Below are 16,742 nucleotides of genomic sequence, written 5' to 3'. Positions count from 1 at the left end.
GCACCGACGGGTGTCGTCTTGCTCTTTTGCTTCTTTGACGCATTCTTAGTATAATGGGGTTTGTTTTGCAAGTGGGGGTCATAAAAGAAGATCCTTGGACAAAGAAATGGAGCGTAAATCATGACAACAAATTTTTGGGCTGAATTGCCGAAGCCTTTTTTTATCCTAGCACCAATGGAAGATGTCACCGATGTCGTTTTTCGGCATGTCGTTCAAGCTGCCGGCGCACCAGATGTTTTCTTTACGGAATTTACCAATTCCGATAGTTACTGCCATCCAGAAGGACGCGACAGTGTGCGAGGACGTTTAGTCTTCACCGAAGATGAGCAACCGATGGTGGCCCACATTTGGGGCGACAAGCCAGAGTATTTCCGTGAGATGAGTATCGGCTTAGCGGAGATGGGCTTTAAAGGGATCGACTTAAATATGGGCTGCCCAGTGCCAAACGTTGCCGGACGAGGCAAAGGCAGCGGCTTGATCTTGCGACCAGAAGTTGCTGCTGAGCTGATCCAAGCAGCCAAAGCTGGCGGTCTGCCGGTCAGTGTCAAGACTCGTTTGGGCTATACCGAACTAGGAGAAATGGAAGCTTGGTTGACCCATGTCCTGCAACAGGATATCGCCAACCTTTCGATCCATTTGCGAACCCGCAAAGAAATGAGCAAGGTCGATGCTCATTGGGAATTGATTCCTGAAGTGGTTACCTTGCGGGATAGAATCGCCCCACAAACGAAGCTGACGATCAACGGCGATATCCCTGATCGTACCAAAGGTTTAGAGCTAGCAGAAAAATATGGCGTAGACGGAATCATGATCGGTCGGGGTATTTTCAAGAATCCCTATGCCTTTGAAAAAGAACCGAAAGAGCATACCTCAGAAGAGCTATTAGGCTTGTTGCAGCTGCAATTAGACTTGCAGGACCATTACGCCAAAATGGTGCCACGCTCGATCGCAGGATTGCATCGTTTCTTTAAAATCTATGTCAAAGGCTTCCCTGGAGCCAGTGATTTGCGGGCAAAATTGATGAATACTAAATCAACGGATGAAGTTCGGCAACTGCTGGCAGAGTTTGCTGAGAAAAAGAACCACGAGGAAAGTATTGAAGCGTAAGTTTCAATGCTTTTTTTGTTTTTGGTTGCTGTACCCGCTCTCATTGTCAATCCTTTCTTGACAGTAGATAGGTACCTATGTAAAATGGAGAGCGGACTTTTAACTAGGTACCTATCTAAATAGTGAAGAGGCGAAAGGAGCTGAAGGTCGATGGTTTCCGAACAAGAAATCGTGGAACGATTGTTTGAAGTGTATAAATTAAATCGGCGGTATGCGGAACAAAAATATGGGCGTTTTATGCCAGGTCGGGGACAGTTCAATTGCCTACTGGTATTGGACGAAAAAGGGACGTTGACCCAAAAAGATCTCGCCGCGTATTTAGCGATTCGCTCGACATCCACTGGCGAGCTACTAAAAAAACTGGCTGAAAAAGGGCTGATCCAAAAAGAAGTCGATCCGAAAGATAAACGCAGCCATCTGATTTCGCTGACGGAAGCAGGCAAGGAAGAGGCACAGCGAATGAAAGAAAAACGCAGTAAGGCGCACCAAGAAATGCTGACCTATTTGACGGCAGAAGAAAAACAAGCCTTTGGTCAAGCCTTAGCAAAAATCGAACAGTTTTATCTTGAGAAGGAGGCGGACGTTGATTGAGTGAAACAGTCCAACGAACGGAACGTCAGCGGACGCTGATTTTTATTAATTTAATGATTACATGTATTGCCGTATCCATGTTGGCGACTGCCTTGACGACGGCTTTACCCGCCATCGTCACTGACCTGCAGATTTCCGTCACTACGGGACAATGGCTGACTAGCGGTTATTCCTTGGCGATGGCGATCGTTATGCCCTTGACGGCATATCTTATGAATCGTGTGGCAACCAAAAAGCTGTATCTCGCTGCCTTAGGAATTGCGTTGGTGGGCTTGCTGCTTTGTGCTGCAGCTCCCAATTTTCTAGTCATGATGCTTGCTCGTATTTTGCAGGCCGTAGGCAATGGAATCTTGACCGCAATGGCGCAAGTGATCCTCTTATCGATCTATCCCATCAATCGTATCGGTGTCGTGATGGGCTGGTATGGACTATCGATCACCGCGGCACCCGTGATCGCACCGACTCTTGCTGGGGTGATCGTGGACCGCTTGAACTGGCATGCGATTTTTTATATCGTTGCCGTGATCGTTTTGATTTCACTGATTTGGGCCATAAAGGTTTTTGATGATGTGTTGCCAGTAAGCAACAGCAAATTTGATCAGACCTCTTTTGTTTTGAGTGCCTTCGCCTTTGGTGGGATTACTTTAGGTTTTGGCAATATCGGCAGCTATGGCTTTTTCAGCTTACCCGTTTTAGGAACCTTAGGGCTCGGTTTGGTAGCAGGGATCTTCTTTGTCTTCCGTCAGTTAAGAGCGGAAACTCCATTTTTGGATCTGCGGGTCTTAAAAACAAAAGAGTATGCCATCAGTGTCTTTGGCAGTATCATGCTTTACTTGGTCTTGATGGGTTCGGCGATGCTGATGCCGCTATACGTGCAGTCGATTTTAGGCAAATCAGCGACGATCTCGGGATTAGTCGTTTTGCCAGGCTCTCTGGTCTCGGCTTTCTTAAGTCCCGTGGCTGGGAGAATCTATGACAAAGTCGGCATCCGTTTGTTGACGCTTTTTGGCGGCGGCTCACTGGTCTTGAGCAACATCGGCATGTATTTTATCCATATGCACACGGGTATTTGGGTAGCAGTGGTTTTGAACATGCTGCGCTGTGCCGCCACAGGTTGTTTGTTGATGCCCTTCGTGACATGGGGAAATAAAAATATTCCGCCGCAGCTGACGGCGCATGGAACAGCGTTATTGACTTCTTTGCGGACTGTGGCAGGCGCCATCGGGACAGCACTATTTGTCGGGATCATGAATAGTGTGGCGCAAAAAAGCACGACCTTAACAGGAACAAGTGCACTGCTTCATGGGATGAATGTTTCTTTCTTATTGATGACGATCGCTTCTGGACTGCTGTTTGCAACGGGGCTATTCTTGATTCGTGATCAGAAGCCAGAAGCCGTTTGGCTAGAAGGGGCAGAAGAACCACTGGAATAAAGAGGGGCACCTTTCTTTGAAGGGTGCTTTTCTTGATTTATTTCATGAAACTCTATGAAAAACCAAAAAATTCGATATAATAAGATAACTTATGGTTTAGGAGGAGTATTTTTTTTCATTAAAGGCTTGCTTTAATGGAAAAAAATCAGGGAGAAAATGAAGAATAAAGGCGTTTATTTTGGATTGTCTGCCTATGTCTTGTGGGGCTTGGTCACACTATATTGGAAAATAATCGTTGGGGTTTCGCCATTAGCAACGATGTGCTACCGAATCGTGTGGTCCTTTGTTTTTATGGTGTTGTTTATCGTGCTTTCTGGGAAGAAAACGCAATTTTTACAAGAAGCACGTCTGCTGTGGAAGAACAAAGCATTTGCTGGACTGATCGTTTTAGCTTCTGTGCTGATCTCCATCAACTGGTTCACCTTTATCTTCGCGGTGAGTGCGGGCCACGTGATGCAAGCCAGCTTAGGCTATTACATCAATCCGCTAGTCAATGTCTTGTTAGCGACCGTTTTTTTGAAGGAACGTCTTAGTCGTACTGGCATGCTGGCGTGTCTGCTGGCAAGTATCGGGGTGATCTTATTATCGATCCAAACAGGAACGATTCCTTATGCCTCACTGATCATGGCCTTTTCCTTTAGTACGTATGGCTTGATCAAAAAAAGGATCCCCATTAGTTCGGTTACTGGGTTAACGATCGAAACGATGGTGATTTTCCCCTTTGCGCTCGTGTATATTTTAGGATTTTCAACCGTCGGCTTTATGAATTATCCCTTGCAAACCAATCTCTTATTGATGGGTGCTGGGATCGTGACGGCTATTCCGCTGCTGCTGTTTGCGGAAGCCGCGAAAAATGTTTCTTACATTACGCTTGGGTTTATTCAATACGTCAACCCGACGATCATGCTTTTGTTAGCCATCTTTTTGTTTCACGAAACCTATTCACTGGCCCAATTTTCCGCCTTTGCGTTTATTTGGCTGGGGATCGCGGTCTTCACCTATGGTACGCTAGGGACGGCGATGAAAGAGCGGCGCATGGGACAGCAAAGAAAGCAACTCTGATACATCAGGAATGGCTGCAGCTGGGCCGTTCCTTTTTTTATTAAAAAACAAATCATTTTAGGTAGTAAAGGATGTTGCAAGGAGAACCCTTCAATGGTATAACAAAGGAAAAACCCGTTGTAGAAATTTTGTTTGAAAAGGGTTGCATCTGCCACAGGGGTGTGTTATTATTCTTTCAGTTACAAGGATTGTTACTGTTCGGCAGGCAAAACCAGAATTGACCGCAGCGCGCTAACGGGGAGATTCTAGGTTTTTTTATTTTGGAGTGAGGGAAAGCGATGATTATTGGAAAAATTTTAAATAATAATGTCGTCATCTCGACCAATGATGCCGGTCAGGAAGTGATCTATATGGGCCGCGGCATTGCGTTTAAGAAAAAAGTCGGCGATCCAGTGGATGAAGCCTTTGTCGAAAAAGAATTTGTGTTAAAGGATACCTTTACTGCAAATCAGTTTCAGCAATTGTTTTCAGACATTCCTGTGGAAGAAGTCGAAGCTGTCAAGCAAGTGGTGGATGATGCGGAAGCATCCTTGGGGATCGAGCTGTCGCCAAATATTTATTTGACCCTGACCGACCATATCCATTATGCGCTGGTTCGGGCACGTGAAGGCATTGAGCTGCCGAATCCATTGTTGTTTGAGACCCGCAAGTTTTATCCAAAAGAGTATGCGGTTGCAGCAGATGCCGTTGCTTATTTTGAAAAAGTCTTCGGGATTACATTGCCAGAATCGGAGATCGGCTTTATCGCCTTTCATATCGTCAATAGCGAACAAGCCAATGGCACGATGGAAACCACGATGCAAGCGGTAGAAATCGTACGTGACGTACTGGCGATCATCAGTCGCTTTTATGGACGAGTCTTTAACCCAGATTCCTTGAATTATCAACGGATCACCACGCATTTGCAGTATTTTGCGCAGCGTTATTTAAGCGATGAACTTTCGGGGGAAAAAGATGAATTTTTATTTGCCCTTGTGCAATCGAAGTACCCTAAAGCGTTTCAAACGGTCCAACGGATCAACGAGTACTTGATCAAAACCTACGACAAATCGATCGGTGAATCAGAAATGATCTACTTAACGATCCACATCGAACGTGTCGTCAATGATCAAACCAATTAACATTCAATCATTAACGGATTGTTACTGTCAGGCAGGCAATACCCAGATTGAAAAGACAACAGTCAGCGAGGAAAAAACTCGTTAGACGGTCGTTTTTTCAATCTGGGTTTTTTTATTAAAAAAAGGAGTGTTGAAAAAATGAGTTCAAATAAAGAAATTGCCGTTCGCGTCCTTGATGCGGTGGGCGGCAAAGAAAATGTCAACAGCGTGGTGCATTGTGCGACCCGCTTGCGTTTCAAATTAAAAGATGAGCACAAAGCGGATACGGCACGCTTGAATCAAGACGACGACGTGATCCAAGTCGTTCAAAGCGGCGGACAATACCAAGTGGTGATTGGCAGTCATGTCAGCGATGTCTATCGTGAATTGAATGGAGTAGCGAACTTCGACAGCGAAGCAGACAGCAAAGGCGACAAAGGCAACCTGTTGAATCAACTGGTGGATATTATTTCGTCGATCTTCACGCCGTTTTTAGGCGCAATGGCAGGTGCCGGGGTCTTAAAAGGATTCTTGACGCTGGCAGTCACCTTGAATTGGTTAGCAGCTGATTCTGGGGTCTACACTGTATTGTATGCGATTGCCGATGGATTATTTACTTATTTACCAGTGATGTTGGCTTTTACTGCAGCGAAGAAGTTTCGTACCAATGAATTTCTAGCGGTTTCCTTAGCGATGGCATTGGTTCATCCAGACATTACCGCTTTGGCTGGGCAAACGTTGAGTTTCTTAGGCCTTCCGGTCATTATTGGTGCGAGTGCTTATACGTCTTCCGTCATTCCGATTATATTAGCGGTCTTTTTACAAAGTTATGTGGAGCGTTTCTTTAAAAAAGTCATTCCTAGCTTCTTACAGATCATCTGTGTACCTTTAGCGGTCTTCTTGATCATGGCGCCATTGACTTTTATTGTCGTCGGTCCACTAGGAACGATTTTAGGAAACTTGTTAGGTAGTGCTTACGACAGCATTTACCACTTCAGCCCACTGATCGCTGGCGCTGTCATGGGTGGTTTATGGCAAGTCTTTGTGATGTTTGGCATGCACTGGGGCTTTGTACCGATCATGATGTTGAATCTCAGTCAAACCGGTGTCGATACGATGGTGCCGATGCTGTTGCCAGCCGTCCTTTCTCAAGGGGGTGCAGCGCTAGCAGTGTTCTTTATGACAAAAAATGTGAAATTGAAAGGGTTGGCCCTTTCTTCAACGATCACCTCAATTTTTGGGATCACAGAACCGACGGTGTATGGGGTGACTTTGCCATTGAAAAAACCATTTATCGCCGCGTGTATCAGTGGTGCCATCGGGGGAGCCTTTATTGGCTTCAGCCAAGTCGAAAACTATACCTTTGGGTTAGTCAGCTTACTAAGCCTGCCTTCTTTTATCCCACAAGATACGAAAGATCTAAGTGGTCTGATCGCAGCTTCGATCGGAACGGCTATCGCTTTTGGCGCCGCGTTTGTCTTGACCTTCTTCTTACGTTTTGAAGATCAGCCAGCAACCGATGCCAGTGCAGCACCAGCGAAAGAGCCAGCAGCACCCACAGAGAGTTCGTCTAAAGAACGAGTGGTCCTCAGCAGTCCGTTAGAAGGCAAAGTGGTTCCCTTAGCAGAAGTCAAAGACCAAGTCTTTTCTTCGGGTGCATTAGGAAAAGGTATCGCTATCGAACCGACCGTCGGGGCTTTATATGCGCCAGCAGATGGCACCATCACGACGCTCTTTCCTACTGGCCATGCCGTTGGTTTGACCACCACGGATGGAGCCGAAGTCTTGATGCATATTGGTATGGATACTGTGGAACTAGACGGCAAAGGCTTTGAGGTCTTTGTTAAACAAGACGATCAAGTCAAACGCGGCGATTTGTTAGTGAAGTTTGATCTAGATACGATCAAAGCAGCTGGCTTATCCACGATCACACCGATCGTTGTGACGAACACCCCGCAATATTTAGATGTGATGGATATGAACCAAACCGATGTCTTGCAAGGAGAAGACTTCTTAGCCATCGTAAAATAAGCAAAAGAAACCCGATCCTCGACTGAATATCAGCAAGGATCGGGTTTTTTGTAAGAAAATAAGGCGCAGTTGCCGGTCTCGCTTGCCTTCTTCGGTGGCAAACGCTTGTCACAGCGCGAGTTAAGAGCAAGACCAACATCAGGAATGCCTACTCAGGGAAAACCCGAACATTCTTGGGAACTGATCCTTACACATGGCTTAAATTTTCGGCAAGCGACTCTAAAGCGGGGAAATCGAGAATTGCATAGCCCTGTTTTTGTTTTTCAATCAGCTTGTCTTCTCGAAAGCTGGTAAAGGTTCGCAGCAGGTGGCGATAGCTGACATTCAAGATCGCCGCACAGGTGGTCAACTGGAAGGAGAAGTGTTGATTTTCTTGATGCGCAAGAATAAATTTGGCCAACCGTGTCTCTACAGGTTCCGTCAATGAATTCGCTAAGTTGATCCCCGAATTCAAGCGGGAACTGAGCAACTGACAGATGGTTTGCAAAAAGCGGACGTCTTGTTGCAAGGTGTTGCGGTAGCGATTCAAAGGGATGCAGACACAGACGCAAGCAGAAGCGGCTTTGACACTGCTTTTCGGCAAGAGTTCCCATAAAGAGGAAGCTTCTCCTAAAGGTGCAGCTGGCTTGGCGTAATCAATACAAATCGTTTGGGTATCCGAAGAGAAGGAATAGACCATCACGGTTCCTTCTACGAGAAAATACAAGTATTCAGAAGTCGTACCCGTTCGAATCAGGTGCTCTTCTTTTTCAAAGGAATGCAAAGTGGCCATCGCTAACAAATCATTGTCCATATAAGATTGCAGATCGTATGTGTCAATGTAATTACTGAGGCGTGCGGTATCATCGATTTTTTTCATGGGAATCAGCCACTCCTGAATGGTTTTCTTTAAGTATAGCTTAGTTCCCCTTTCGACTCAACACGAACGATAAATAAAATCTAATGTAAATTGTATGTAAAAATAAGGTAAAATAGGACATGTGTCACTTCATTTTGATGGGATACTTGGTATGATTTGAATGTAAGAAAGCGTCAAACCATTAGGAGGAGAAAAAATGCCATTGAAACGAATTGTTAAAGGAATGTTAGGAATTGCGTTAGTTGCCGCATTGACCGGCTGTGGGAATGGGAGCAGCAGCAGCGACAGCAGTGCCGCAGCCGAAAAAGAAAAGCTGGTGGTACAATTCGTACCGACCAATAATGACGGCTCGATGCAAGCCAAAGCAAAACCGTTTGCTGAGTATTTATCAAAAAAATTAGACCGTGAAGTAGAAGTAACGTTAGCAACGGATTATTCGACGATCGTAGAAGCGATGGCTTCTGGACAAGTTGATTTAGGGATCATGCCGCCAGCCGCTTATGTTCAAGCCAAAGACATGGATGCAGCTGAAGCGATTTTGACTTCTCAATTAGGTGCTTATGATCCAGAGACGGGCTTGCCATTAGAAGGGGAAAAAACCAATACCTTCAAAGGGGAAATCTTGGTCCGTGCGGATAGCGATATGACAGAATTGACGGACTTAAAAGGGAAAAAAATCGCCACATTGAGTCCAAACTCTGCCAGCGGCTATATTTACCCAGTTGCCGAGTTGAAAGATGCAGGAGTTGATCCAACGACGGATGCTACATTAACGACGGTGAATGATATTCCAAGTGAGATCACTGCAGTCTTGAATGGTCAGATGGACGCCGCCTTTGTGTTCCAAGGGGCACGAAATGTCTTTGCATCAAGCTTTCCAGACAACGATTTATTCAAAGACCTAAAAGTCCTTTACTTGACTGAAGGGGATATTCCAAATGACGCCATTGCCGTCCAACCATCAATGGATGCTGAACTAAAAGAGCAGATCAAAGAAGTGTTCTTGAACATGGCAGATGATGAAGAGGGTGCCGAAGCAATGAGCTTGTGGGGACACCAAGGGTATGAAGAAGCAGCAGATTCTGCTTACGATACCATTCGCGATTATACACAACGAGCAGCAGAGTAAAAAATCAGGGATTGCGGTAGAAGGATAACGGGACACGGAGATGTGCAGCGATTTACTAGGGGAATAGGTGGAATACGCAGTACCAGTGCATTTTTTAGTGAAATAGACCGTGACCGATTGGGGAAACTTTGCCGCGGTCCCTACATAATGGAGAAAACAGATGATAACTTTTGAGAATGTATCCAAAGTCTACCCAAATGGGGTCAAAGGATTACAGAACATAGATGTAACGATTGAGCAAGGTGAATTTGTGGCCATTATTGGCTTGAGCGGTGCTGGTAAGAGTACCTTTTTACGCTCAATCAATCGCTTAGTGCCAATCACTGAAGGAGATATCCGGGTAGACGGCAAATCAGTCACGAAAGCCAATAAAAAAGAATTGCGCTTGATTCGTCGACAAATCGGATTGATCTCGCAAAGCTTCAATTTGGTCAAACGCAGTACCGTTCAAAAAAATGTTTTGTCTGGGCGTTTGGGGTATTACGGGACCTGGAAAAGTATTTTAGGGTTGTTTACGAAAGAAGACTACGAAAGAACGAAAGAAGCGCTAGCGACTGTCGGCTTGTCAGACAAACTGCAAACGAGAAGCGACCAGTTGAGTGGAGGGCAACAGCAGCGGGTATCCATCGCCCGTGCCTTGGTCCAACAAGCGCCGGTGATTTTAGCAGATGAACCTGTGGCATCACTAGATCCCATCACGACAGAGAAAGTGATGGAGGATCTGAAGAAGATCAATCAAGAAATGGGCAAAACGATTGTCATCAATCTGCATTCGATTCCCTTGGCTCGTCAGTATGCGACAAGGATCATTGCCTTAAAAGCAGGTGCGATCGTTTTTGACGGCAACGCAGCCGCTTTGACAGATCAGCGTTTAGAACAAATCTATGGCAAAGCAATTTTTGAAGAAAAGGCAGGAGAAATCGATGAAACTGAAAGAAACAGTTCATTTTAATTGGTACAAACACCTGCTGCTGGTTCTTTTATTGCTGCTCTTTTTTCAAAGTAGTGCCTGGATCACAGGGGCTGATTTTGCACAAGTGTGGTCGAATCGCAGCCAGATGACGGCTTTCATGGCTCGCTTTTTGCACCCAGACTTTAGTTATCTACCGCAACTGATGATGCCCTTGATCAAGACATTGCAGATGTCCTTTTTAGGCACCGTTTTAGGAGTAGTCGCAGCGATACCGGTGAGTCTGTTGGCGACAACAGTCGTGACAGAAAGCCGTTGGGTCTCGGTGCCGATGCGTTTTCTCTTAGGTCTGGTGCGGACGATCCCCAATCTATTGTTGGCGGCATTGTTCGTAGCGATTTTTGGAATCGGTGAAGCCACTGGTGTTTTGACCATCGCGGTCTTTACCTTTGGTATGGTTTCACAGCTGATGTTCCAAGCGATCGAAACCATTGATTTTGCGCCGATCGAAGCAGCAGCAGCGGTAGGAGCGAATAAATTTCAAGTGACCGTTTGGGCGATCATTCCCCAAGTCATCAGCCAGTTTGCCAGCTATACTTTTTATGCCTTTGAAGTCAATGTTCGAGCTTCGACGGTGTTAGGGTATGTGGGTGCCGGCGGGATCGGGGTAATCTTGAACGCCTCATTGGCATTGTTGAATTATGAGCGGGTCTCGATCATTATCTTGACGATTTTGCTGACAGTAGCGATCGTTGATTTTCTCAGTGAGCGGGTAAGGAGGTCTTTCCTATGATGATCAGAGAAGTGAAGAAAACGACTTGGCTGTTATGGGGACTCTTTGCTGTTTTACTAGTTTTATCCGCTGCGACGCTGGATTATTCTGGATTAAGCACCTTTTCCTTAGCGATGGGAAGAGATGTCTTGCAAGGGCTGAGTCAGCCAGACTGGTCCTTCTTTTATGACGGCAGTGGGGAAGATCTGTGGAGCTTGTTGTTACTGACGATCGGGATCGCTTGTCTAGGAACGATGATTGCAACAGTCTGCGCGATTCCAGTGACCTTGCTGAGTGCCGCCAACCTATGGACCTCGACACCCTGGGTCGCAAAAATCGGCAAAATGATCTGCAATATCTTGCGGGCATTTCCCGAGCTGGTTTATGCGATTATTTTTGTCCGTGTGGTAGGTCCAGGACCTTTTGCTGGAGTTATGGCGATCGGTGTCCACCAGATCGGTATGCTGGGCAAGTTGTTTACCGAAGAAATGGAAGCCATGGATGAGCGCTTGACGGAAGAGATGCAAGCAGTCGGTGCCAATTTTTGGCAGACGATGTTTTTCGTGCGGGTCCCCTACTTAGCACCCATCTATAGTTCCTTTGCATTGAATCATTTTGAAATTGCGGTCCGCAGTGCGGCAACATTAGGGTTAGTCGGTGCTGGCGGGATCGGTGCACCATTGATTTTTGCTATTCAAACCAGAACCTGGAGCAAGGTAAGTATTATTTTGTTGGGCGTCGTTGTGACCGTCTTCTTATTAGACCAGTTGACTGGAATCATCAGAAAGAAATTGAGATAAACCTATGAATGTATTGCATATATCAGATATCCATTTTCGAGAAAGTTACCTGCCTTGTGAAGAAGGGTATCAAGGAATGCTGGCAGCCATGCAAAATCCTTTGATTCCTCTTGAAGAGTGTATCCAAGATGCCAAGGCGCGAGCAGCGATCGATTTGGTGGTGATCAGCGGCGATTTGACCGAAGATGGCGCGCCTGCCGATTATGCCTCTTTGAAGCAATATTTAGAAAAAGCCTTTGGCTCAGTGCCCATCGTAGTAACGCTAGGTAATCATGATATCAAACGGCATTTTCGCCAAGGCTGGCAAGGCAAGTCAGTAGAAACCGCCAGTGATACACCTTTTAATCAAGTCTATGAAACGGAGACATTGGCGATCGTGACTTTCGATAATTCCTGCTATGGCTATGCCGACGGTATCGTAGATGAGCGACAGTTTGAATGGCTGCAAGCCACGCTGGCGCAGCTCAAAGAGAAAAAGATCGTTTTTGTGACGCACCATCATTTGTTGCCCGACCAAGCAAGCACGCCGGCATGGGCCGGTGCCAATCGTTTGGTGGCATTATTGCAGCAGTATCAAATCTCTTGTATTCTCAGTGGACATACCCATCATGCGTTTACGGGAACGATCGCAGGGATTCCTTACTATACTGTGGCAAGTATGTCGTTTGTCGGGGAAGATGAAGGCGATGGGATGGTCCGTTTTGAAGAACGCTATGGATACAATTTGTATCGTTTTGAGGAAGGTGCATTGGTTCATCAATCCTCAGAAAACTATCGACCGAACCGTGTATTGATGCGGGTCAACATGCAAGGATAAAAAACAGACGTTCCGTCAACGCTGCCTTTAGCAGCAGAAAAGGAACGTCTGTTTTTGTGTGAAAAAGGCTTAGCCTTGATTGCCAAAGGTTTTGACAACTTCAATCGTGCCGTCGATATGAAAAAACAAGGTATAATTTTCTTCGGTTTTGATACCGTCAAAACGTCGGGCATAATAGGTGACCGCGTCTTTGAAGGTTTGTGGGGGAACCCCTAAAAAATCAGCGCATGCCGCCAATGTTTTGCAGCCTTCTTCAAAACAAGCGATGATATCATAGGGCGTGACCACGATCGCAGAACCAATGTCGCGGGCTTTGCGTTCTTGTTTGCGTTTTTCGTTGGTATCTTGGGCGGTAATGTCGCCAGCACTGGTCAGATAATGACCGATTTCTTCACCGATGGTGCTCAAGAGGTCTTCTTGTGACTGGTCAGGGTTCAAGTAAATATGGTGATCGATGTACAATCCTTGCTGACCATCAGGCATATTTTTATCGAAAATAAAGTGCAAGTCTGGGTAGGCGGCCATCAGTTCTTCTACTTTATCCATTTCCATCATTCCTTTTGGGCGTGCCGCTGTTTTATAAATTCAATATAGCTGAGGATATCTTCCATCTGCTCATCGGTGACGTCATCATCAATATGGGCCGCAACGGTTTGAACTTTTGCAGAGGGCTGCGTAAAGCCTGCCGGGACTTGTCTGCCTAATAAAAAATCGGTGGATACTTGAAAAATCTCCGCGAGTTTGACGATGGTCTCGCCATCGGGTTCGTTACGATCATTTTCGAAATGAGAATACGCTGCGCGGGTGATTCCCAGTTGATCTGCGATCTGCTGTTGGGTTTGATTGGTTCGTAGTCTGAGTGTTCTTAGCCGTTCGCCAAGCATGAGTGATCGCCTCCTTTTTTGTAGTATAGCACGTTAGATATAATTTGTATCTATTTTTGTATTATTCGATATAAAAAATATCACATTAGTTGACGATACGAATCGTATCTTTTATACTGGAAACAGATGATATGAATCGTATCAAAAGAATGGGGGAGGATCATGGATACATCGATCGTAACAGTTGTCTTGCCGTCACTCATTACTGGTGTACTTACTTATTTGGCTACCCGAGTATCCAGCAAAGCGAATTTGGAACAAACGAATATCGAAAATGCCCAGAAGCTTTACCTAAAATATGAACAGATCAATCAAGAATTGACCCATAAAATCGATCAGTTAGAAGAAGAAGTCCAAAAGACCACTAAAACCTACCAAGAAGAAGTCTTAGTTTATCAAGGAAAGCTTGCTACTGCCCAAAGCGAACGGGATTTTTTGCGGGCAGAAAATCAGGTGCTGAAAGAATTACAGCGAGTAAATCAAATGCCTGGGACGCGTGAAGAGAAGCAACATTCAGCCGTTGGCTAATAGAAAAAAACTGCTTATCCGTCAATAAGCAGTTTTTTCGATTAGTTGATCATTTGTTCATTGACATAGGCAGCATAAAGCGGGTGGTTGTTCATCAATTGTGCATGGGTACCTTGACCGGTAATGGTGCCTTTTTCTATAAAGTAGATTTGGTCGGCATCCACGATGGTCGATAAGCGATGGGCGATCACTAATGTCGTACGCCCTTCCATCAGATGATCCAACGCCCGCTGGACTTTTTCTTCTGACTGAGAATCTAGGCTGGCGGTCGCTTCATCCAGCATCAGCAGCTTGGGATCCCGCAAGAATGCTCGAGCGATGGCGATCCGTTGTTTTTGCCCGCCAGATAGTTTGACGCCGCGTTCGCCGATTTGTGTTTCTAGTTTTTCGGGGAACTCTTGGACGAACTGATCGGCATAAGCCAATGCCAGCCCTTGCCACAATTCCTCCTCTGACAGTGTTCGGCCCAATCCGTATTGCAAGTTTTCCCGAATCGTACCAGCAAAGACCGCACTGTCTTGGGAAACATAGCCGATCTGTGCCCGCCAGTTTTGCAGATCAATGTCAGCTATCGGCTGATCTCCAATCAGCAAGCGCCCGCTGGTGGGTTCATAAAAGCGTTCCAGTAATGCAAAAATCGTGGATTTTCCGCCGCCGCTTGGTCCTGCAAAAGCAATCACGGTGTTGGGTTTGGCTTCAAAAGAAATATTTTGCAAAATCGGCCGTTTGGGATCGTAACTGAAATCGATTTGTTCTGCCCGTAGGATTGCTCCATCGATGGCGGCTTTGGGTGCTGCCTGGATCGGCTCCAGCGGCGTATCCAAAATTTCTTGGATCCGTTCCGTAGCACCCATCGCTTTTTGGACTTGTGAAAAGAACATCGCAAACGTCGTCACAGGCGCAATAATATTAAAGAGATACAGTAGAAAAGCGATCAATGCGCCACTCGTCAAGGTGCCGGCTTGCACACGGATCGCGCCATAACCGAGGATTCCTACGAGTAAGCCCAGCATGGCCGTCGTCATGATTGGCTGCAAAATCGCACTGACTTTCGCATCCTTGACCCCGAGGGTAAAAATTGCCCCAATGTTGCGCCGACCGTTTTCTTGTTCACTGGCTTCTCCGTTGCTGGCTTTGATTAAACGGATCTCCGAGAGCTTTTCGCTGGCGTCCGCATTGAAATCGGCGGTCGCTGCTTGCAACTGGCGTCCTAGTTTCGACATGATCTTGCCGATTGGCCACATGATCAAGGTGATCAAAGGCACCGCACTGAACATGATCGCAGCCATCTTCCAGTCCATCAAAAACAAGATGATCATCGAACCGATCAATTGGATCAAGCCAGTGACAAAGCTGGGAAATTGCGAGGTGACTAGTTCTTTGATCACTGACGTATCATTGACGAGTCGCGAACTGCTTTCCCCCGACTTGTGGTCATCAAAATAGCTGACTGGCAAATGCAGCAGATGTTTCCAAAGACGTTCCCGCAACGTTTTCACAGCACTTTCTCCCACATAGCGCAAGAGAAAGCCGCCTAAAGTCCCTACGCCTAATTGCAGCACAAAGGCTAGGATCAAAACGACCAGCATGGAGGTGCTGAACGTGGGGGTGCCGCTGGCATCGACCAGTGTTTTCGTCAGCTGCGGCACGACCAAACTGGCGGCACTTGTGATCAGGCTAAAGAGCATCCCTAAAAGAAACAAGCCTTTCTTAGGATTGACACTGACGATCAGGTGGATAAAGTCTTTCATTTTAAATTTGTTTTTGTTCACTGTTGGTGTCGTTGTTTCCATTCGTTTTCCTCCGCAGCAAGCAAGATGGCTCACCGCTTTTTCTTTTTAATTAGGTGTTATTAGAAATCCTGCCAATCCTCCTCGGCTGCTTCGTCTTTAGAAGCGGAAGTCGGTCTTGCTTTGCGGTCTTGTCTAAACCCGTAGGCATCAAAAAAGTTGCCTTTTACCCATGTGTACCGTGGATCATTCGCCTCGCTACTATCAAATGGCCCAAACGGCCCAAACGGCTCAAATGGTCGATTGCCAACCATGCCGCGATGTCCAGGAAACGGCATTTGCCGCATGGCTTCCTTGATCTGTTTTTTCATTTTGCGTCGCTCATCAACGCCCATTTCTTGCCAAGTATCTTTCATTTGTTGCCTCATTTTTCGGCGCTCGTCATTCGTCATTTCTTGCCAATTTCCGCCCCATTGCTTCATCATTTCTTCCCGAATCTCTTGCATGGCTTGCAAACGATCCATTGGGTCAATAAAGCGTTGTGCCTGCTGTTGGAAGTCCGTCTCCCACCCAGCGGCGATGTTTTCAAGCAGACGAGCAAACTCGGTTTGATCCTCCTCTGAGAGCCCAGCAAAAAACGACTGACTGCTGGTGGCTTCTTTTTGTGCTAGTAATTTTTCCGCTTTTTTTCTTCCAGTTTCTGTCAGGTAGATTCGTTTGATCCGTTTGTCAGCAGCATCTTCTTTGCGATGAATATCGCCACTATTTTCCATTTTCTTCAATAGTTCCGCTAGAGAGCTTGGCCGTAGGTCTAAGACTTCTGCAAGATAACTTTGCACCAAGCCGTCTTCTAAATTTAAAACGGCCAGGACACGTTGCTGTCCCGAAAGGCGCTGGTTGTTTTGACTCATAAAGGCATTGCTGGCTTCGCTGATAAAACGAAGCTGTTTCATTAAGTGGTCGGTCATTGTACTCATGGTGTACACTCC

Annotated in this window: 17 protein-coding genes; 12 read left to right on the top strand and 5 right to left on the bottom strand. The window is 46.1% G+C overall.

From position 1 onward, the window contains the following. Nucleotides 1-120 precede the first annotated feature (120 nt). The 6 genes from ACTW1R_RS15540 (at nucleotide 121) to ACTW1R_RS15515 (ending at nucleotide 7,324) form a co-directional block, all read left to right on the top strand. On the top strand, nucleotides 121-1,107 hold the full coding sequence (locus tag ACTW1R_RS15540) for a tRNA dihydrouridine synthase (protein ID WP_325837617.1): 987 nt from the start codon (nucleotides 121-123) through the stop codon (nucleotides 1,105-1,107). Nucleotides 1,108-1,257: 150 nt separating this feature from the next. Next, nucleotides 1,258-1,698: a MarR family winged helix-turn-helix transcriptional regulator gene (locus ACTW1R_RS15535; protein ID WP_005230651.1), complete on the top strand. Its 441-nt coding sequence runs from the start codon at nucleotides 1,258-1,260 to the stop codon at nucleotides 1,696-1,698. After that, nucleotides 1,695-3,131, top strand: coding sequence for an MDR family MFS transporter (locus ACTW1R_RS15530; RefSeq protein ID WP_254777721.1), 1,437 nt, complete (start codon nucleotides 1,695-1,697; stop codon nucleotides 3,129-3,131). The genes ACTW1R_RS15535 and ACTW1R_RS15530 overlap by 4 nt, the downstream gene beginning before the upstream one ends. A gap of 156 nt (nucleotides 3,132-3,287) precedes the next feature. Next, nucleotides 3,288-4,193 carry an EamA family transporter RarD gene (gene rarD / locus ACTW1R_RS15525; protein ID WP_005230654.1) on the top strand — a complete coding sequence of 302 codons (906 nt, stop codon included), beginning with the start codon at nucleotides 3,288-3,290 and terminating at the stop codon, nucleotides 4,191-4,193. 278 nt (nucleotides 4,194-4,471) lie between these two features. Next, entirely contained in the window at nucleotides 4,472-5,314 is an 843-nt protein-coding gene (gene licT, locus ACTW1R_RS15520; RefSeq protein ID WP_016608476.1) for a BglG family transcription antiterminator LicT, read from the top strand. Between the two features lie 138 nt (nucleotides 5,315-5,452). Next, nucleotides 5,453-7,324: a beta-glucoside-specific PTS transporter subunit IIABC gene (locus ACTW1R_RS15515; RefSeq protein ID WP_489927313.1), complete on the top strand. Its 1,872-nt coding sequence runs from the start codon at nucleotides 5,453-5,455 to the stop codon at nucleotides 7,322-7,324. A 187-nt stretch (nucleotides 7,325-7,511) separates the two neighbouring features. Here the strand turns inward: ACTW1R_RS15515 and ACTW1R_RS15510 are convergent, their stop codons facing one another. Beyond that, complete coding sequence (locus ACTW1R_RS15510; protein WP_074934164.1) at nucleotides 7,512-8,183, bottom strand: cyclic nucleotide-binding domain-containing protein; 672 nt, start codon at nucleotides 8,181-8,183, stop codon at nucleotides 7,512-7,514. 196 nt (nucleotides 8,184-8,379) lie between these two features. Between ACTW1R_RS15510 and ACTW1R_RS15505 the strand changes: the two genes are divergently transcribed. The 5 genes from ACTW1R_RS15505 to ACTW1R_RS15485 all read left to right on the top strand — a co-directional run bounded on the left by ACTW1R_RS15505 (nucleotide 8,380) and on the right by ACTW1R_RS15485 (nucleotide 12,611). Continuing rightward, nucleotides 8,380-9,312, top strand: a complete 933-nt coding sequence (locus ACTW1R_RS15505) for a phosphate/phosphite/phosphonate ABC transporter substrate-binding protein (protein ID WP_005230658.1) — start codon at nucleotides 8,380-8,382, stop codon at nucleotides 9,310-9,312. Nucleotides 9,313-9,472: 160 nt separating this feature from the next. Then, a complete protein-coding gene (phnC, locus tag ACTW1R_RS15500; protein WP_005230661.1) occupies nucleotides 9,473-10,264 on the top strand; it encodes a phosphonate ABC transporter ATP-binding protein in 792 nt (263 codons plus the stop codon). Next, the gene (phnE, locus tag ACTW1R_RS15495) at nucleotides 10,236-11,015 is read left to right on the top strand and encodes a phosphonate ABC transporter, permease protein PhnE (protein WP_010748971.1); all 780 of its coding nucleotides are present in this window, start codon (nucleotides 10,236-10,238) and stop codon (nucleotides 11,013-11,015) included. The genes phnC and phnE (ACTW1R_RS15495) overlap by 29 nt, the downstream gene beginning before the upstream one ends. Further along, entirely contained in the window at nucleotides 11,012-11,794 is a 783-nt protein-coding gene (phnE, locus tag ACTW1R_RS15490) for a phosphonate ABC transporter, permease protein PhnE (RefSeq protein ID WP_010748972.1), read from the top strand. The genes phnE (ACTW1R_RS15495) and phnE (ACTW1R_RS15490) overlap by 4 nt, the downstream gene beginning before the upstream one ends. A gap of 4 nt (nucleotides 11,795-11,798) precedes the next feature. Further along, the gene (locus ACTW1R_RS15485) at nucleotides 11,799-12,611 is read left to right on the top strand and encodes a metallophosphoesterase family protein (protein WP_010748973.1); all 813 of its coding nucleotides are present in this window, start codon (nucleotides 11,799-11,801) and stop codon (nucleotides 12,609-12,611) included. A 69-nt stretch (nucleotides 12,612-12,680) separates the two neighbouring features. On the opposite strand, the gene ACTW1R_RS15480 is transcribed toward ACTW1R_RS15485, so the two are convergent. After that, complete coding sequence (locus tag ACTW1R_RS15480) at nucleotides 12,681-13,157, bottom strand: ImmA/IrrE family metallo-endopeptidase (RefSeq protein ID WP_034858679.1); 477 nt, start codon at nucleotides 13,155-13,157, stop codon at nucleotides 12,681-12,683. Nucleotides 13,158-13,162: 5 nt separating this feature from the next. After that, a complete protein-coding gene (locus ACTW1R_RS15475) occupies nucleotides 13,163-13,495 on the bottom strand; it encodes a helix-turn-helix domain-containing protein (RefSeq protein ID WP_015510522.1) in 333 nt (110 codons plus the stop codon). A gap of 162 nt (nucleotides 13,496-13,657) precedes the next feature. Here ACTW1R_RS15475 and ACTW1R_RS15470 point away from each other — a divergent pair, with 162 nt between their 5' ends. Continuing rightward, entirely contained in the window at nucleotides 13,658-14,023 is a 366-nt protein-coding gene (locus tag ACTW1R_RS15470; protein WP_213336079.1) for a hypothetical protein, read from the top strand. 41 nt (nucleotides 14,024-14,064) lie between these two features. Here the strand turns inward: ACTW1R_RS15470 and ACTW1R_RS15465 are convergent, their stop codons facing one another. Together ACTW1R_RS15465 and ACTW1R_RS15460 are read right to left on the bottom strand one after the other, a co-directional pair. Then, a complete protein-coding gene (locus tag ACTW1R_RS15465) occupies nucleotides 14,065-15,816 on the bottom strand; it encodes an ABC transporter ATP-binding protein (protein WP_325844017.1) in 1,752 nt (583 codons plus the stop codon). A 59-nt stretch (nucleotides 15,817-15,875) separates the two neighbouring features. Then, nucleotides 15,876-16,730 carry a MarR family transcriptional regulator gene (locus tag ACTW1R_RS15460; protein WP_086338759.1) on the bottom strand — a complete coding sequence of 285 codons (855 nt, stop codon included), beginning with the start codon at nucleotides 16,728-16,730 and terminating at the stop codon, nucleotides 15,876-15,878. Between the last annotated feature and the right edge of the window lie 12 nt (nucleotides 16,731-16,742).

It is taken from the genome of Enterococcus sp. R12 (assembly GCF_058135755.1).
Note: the sequence above shows the minus strand (reverse complement) of the source record. Positions and strands in the feature narration are given on the sequence as shown.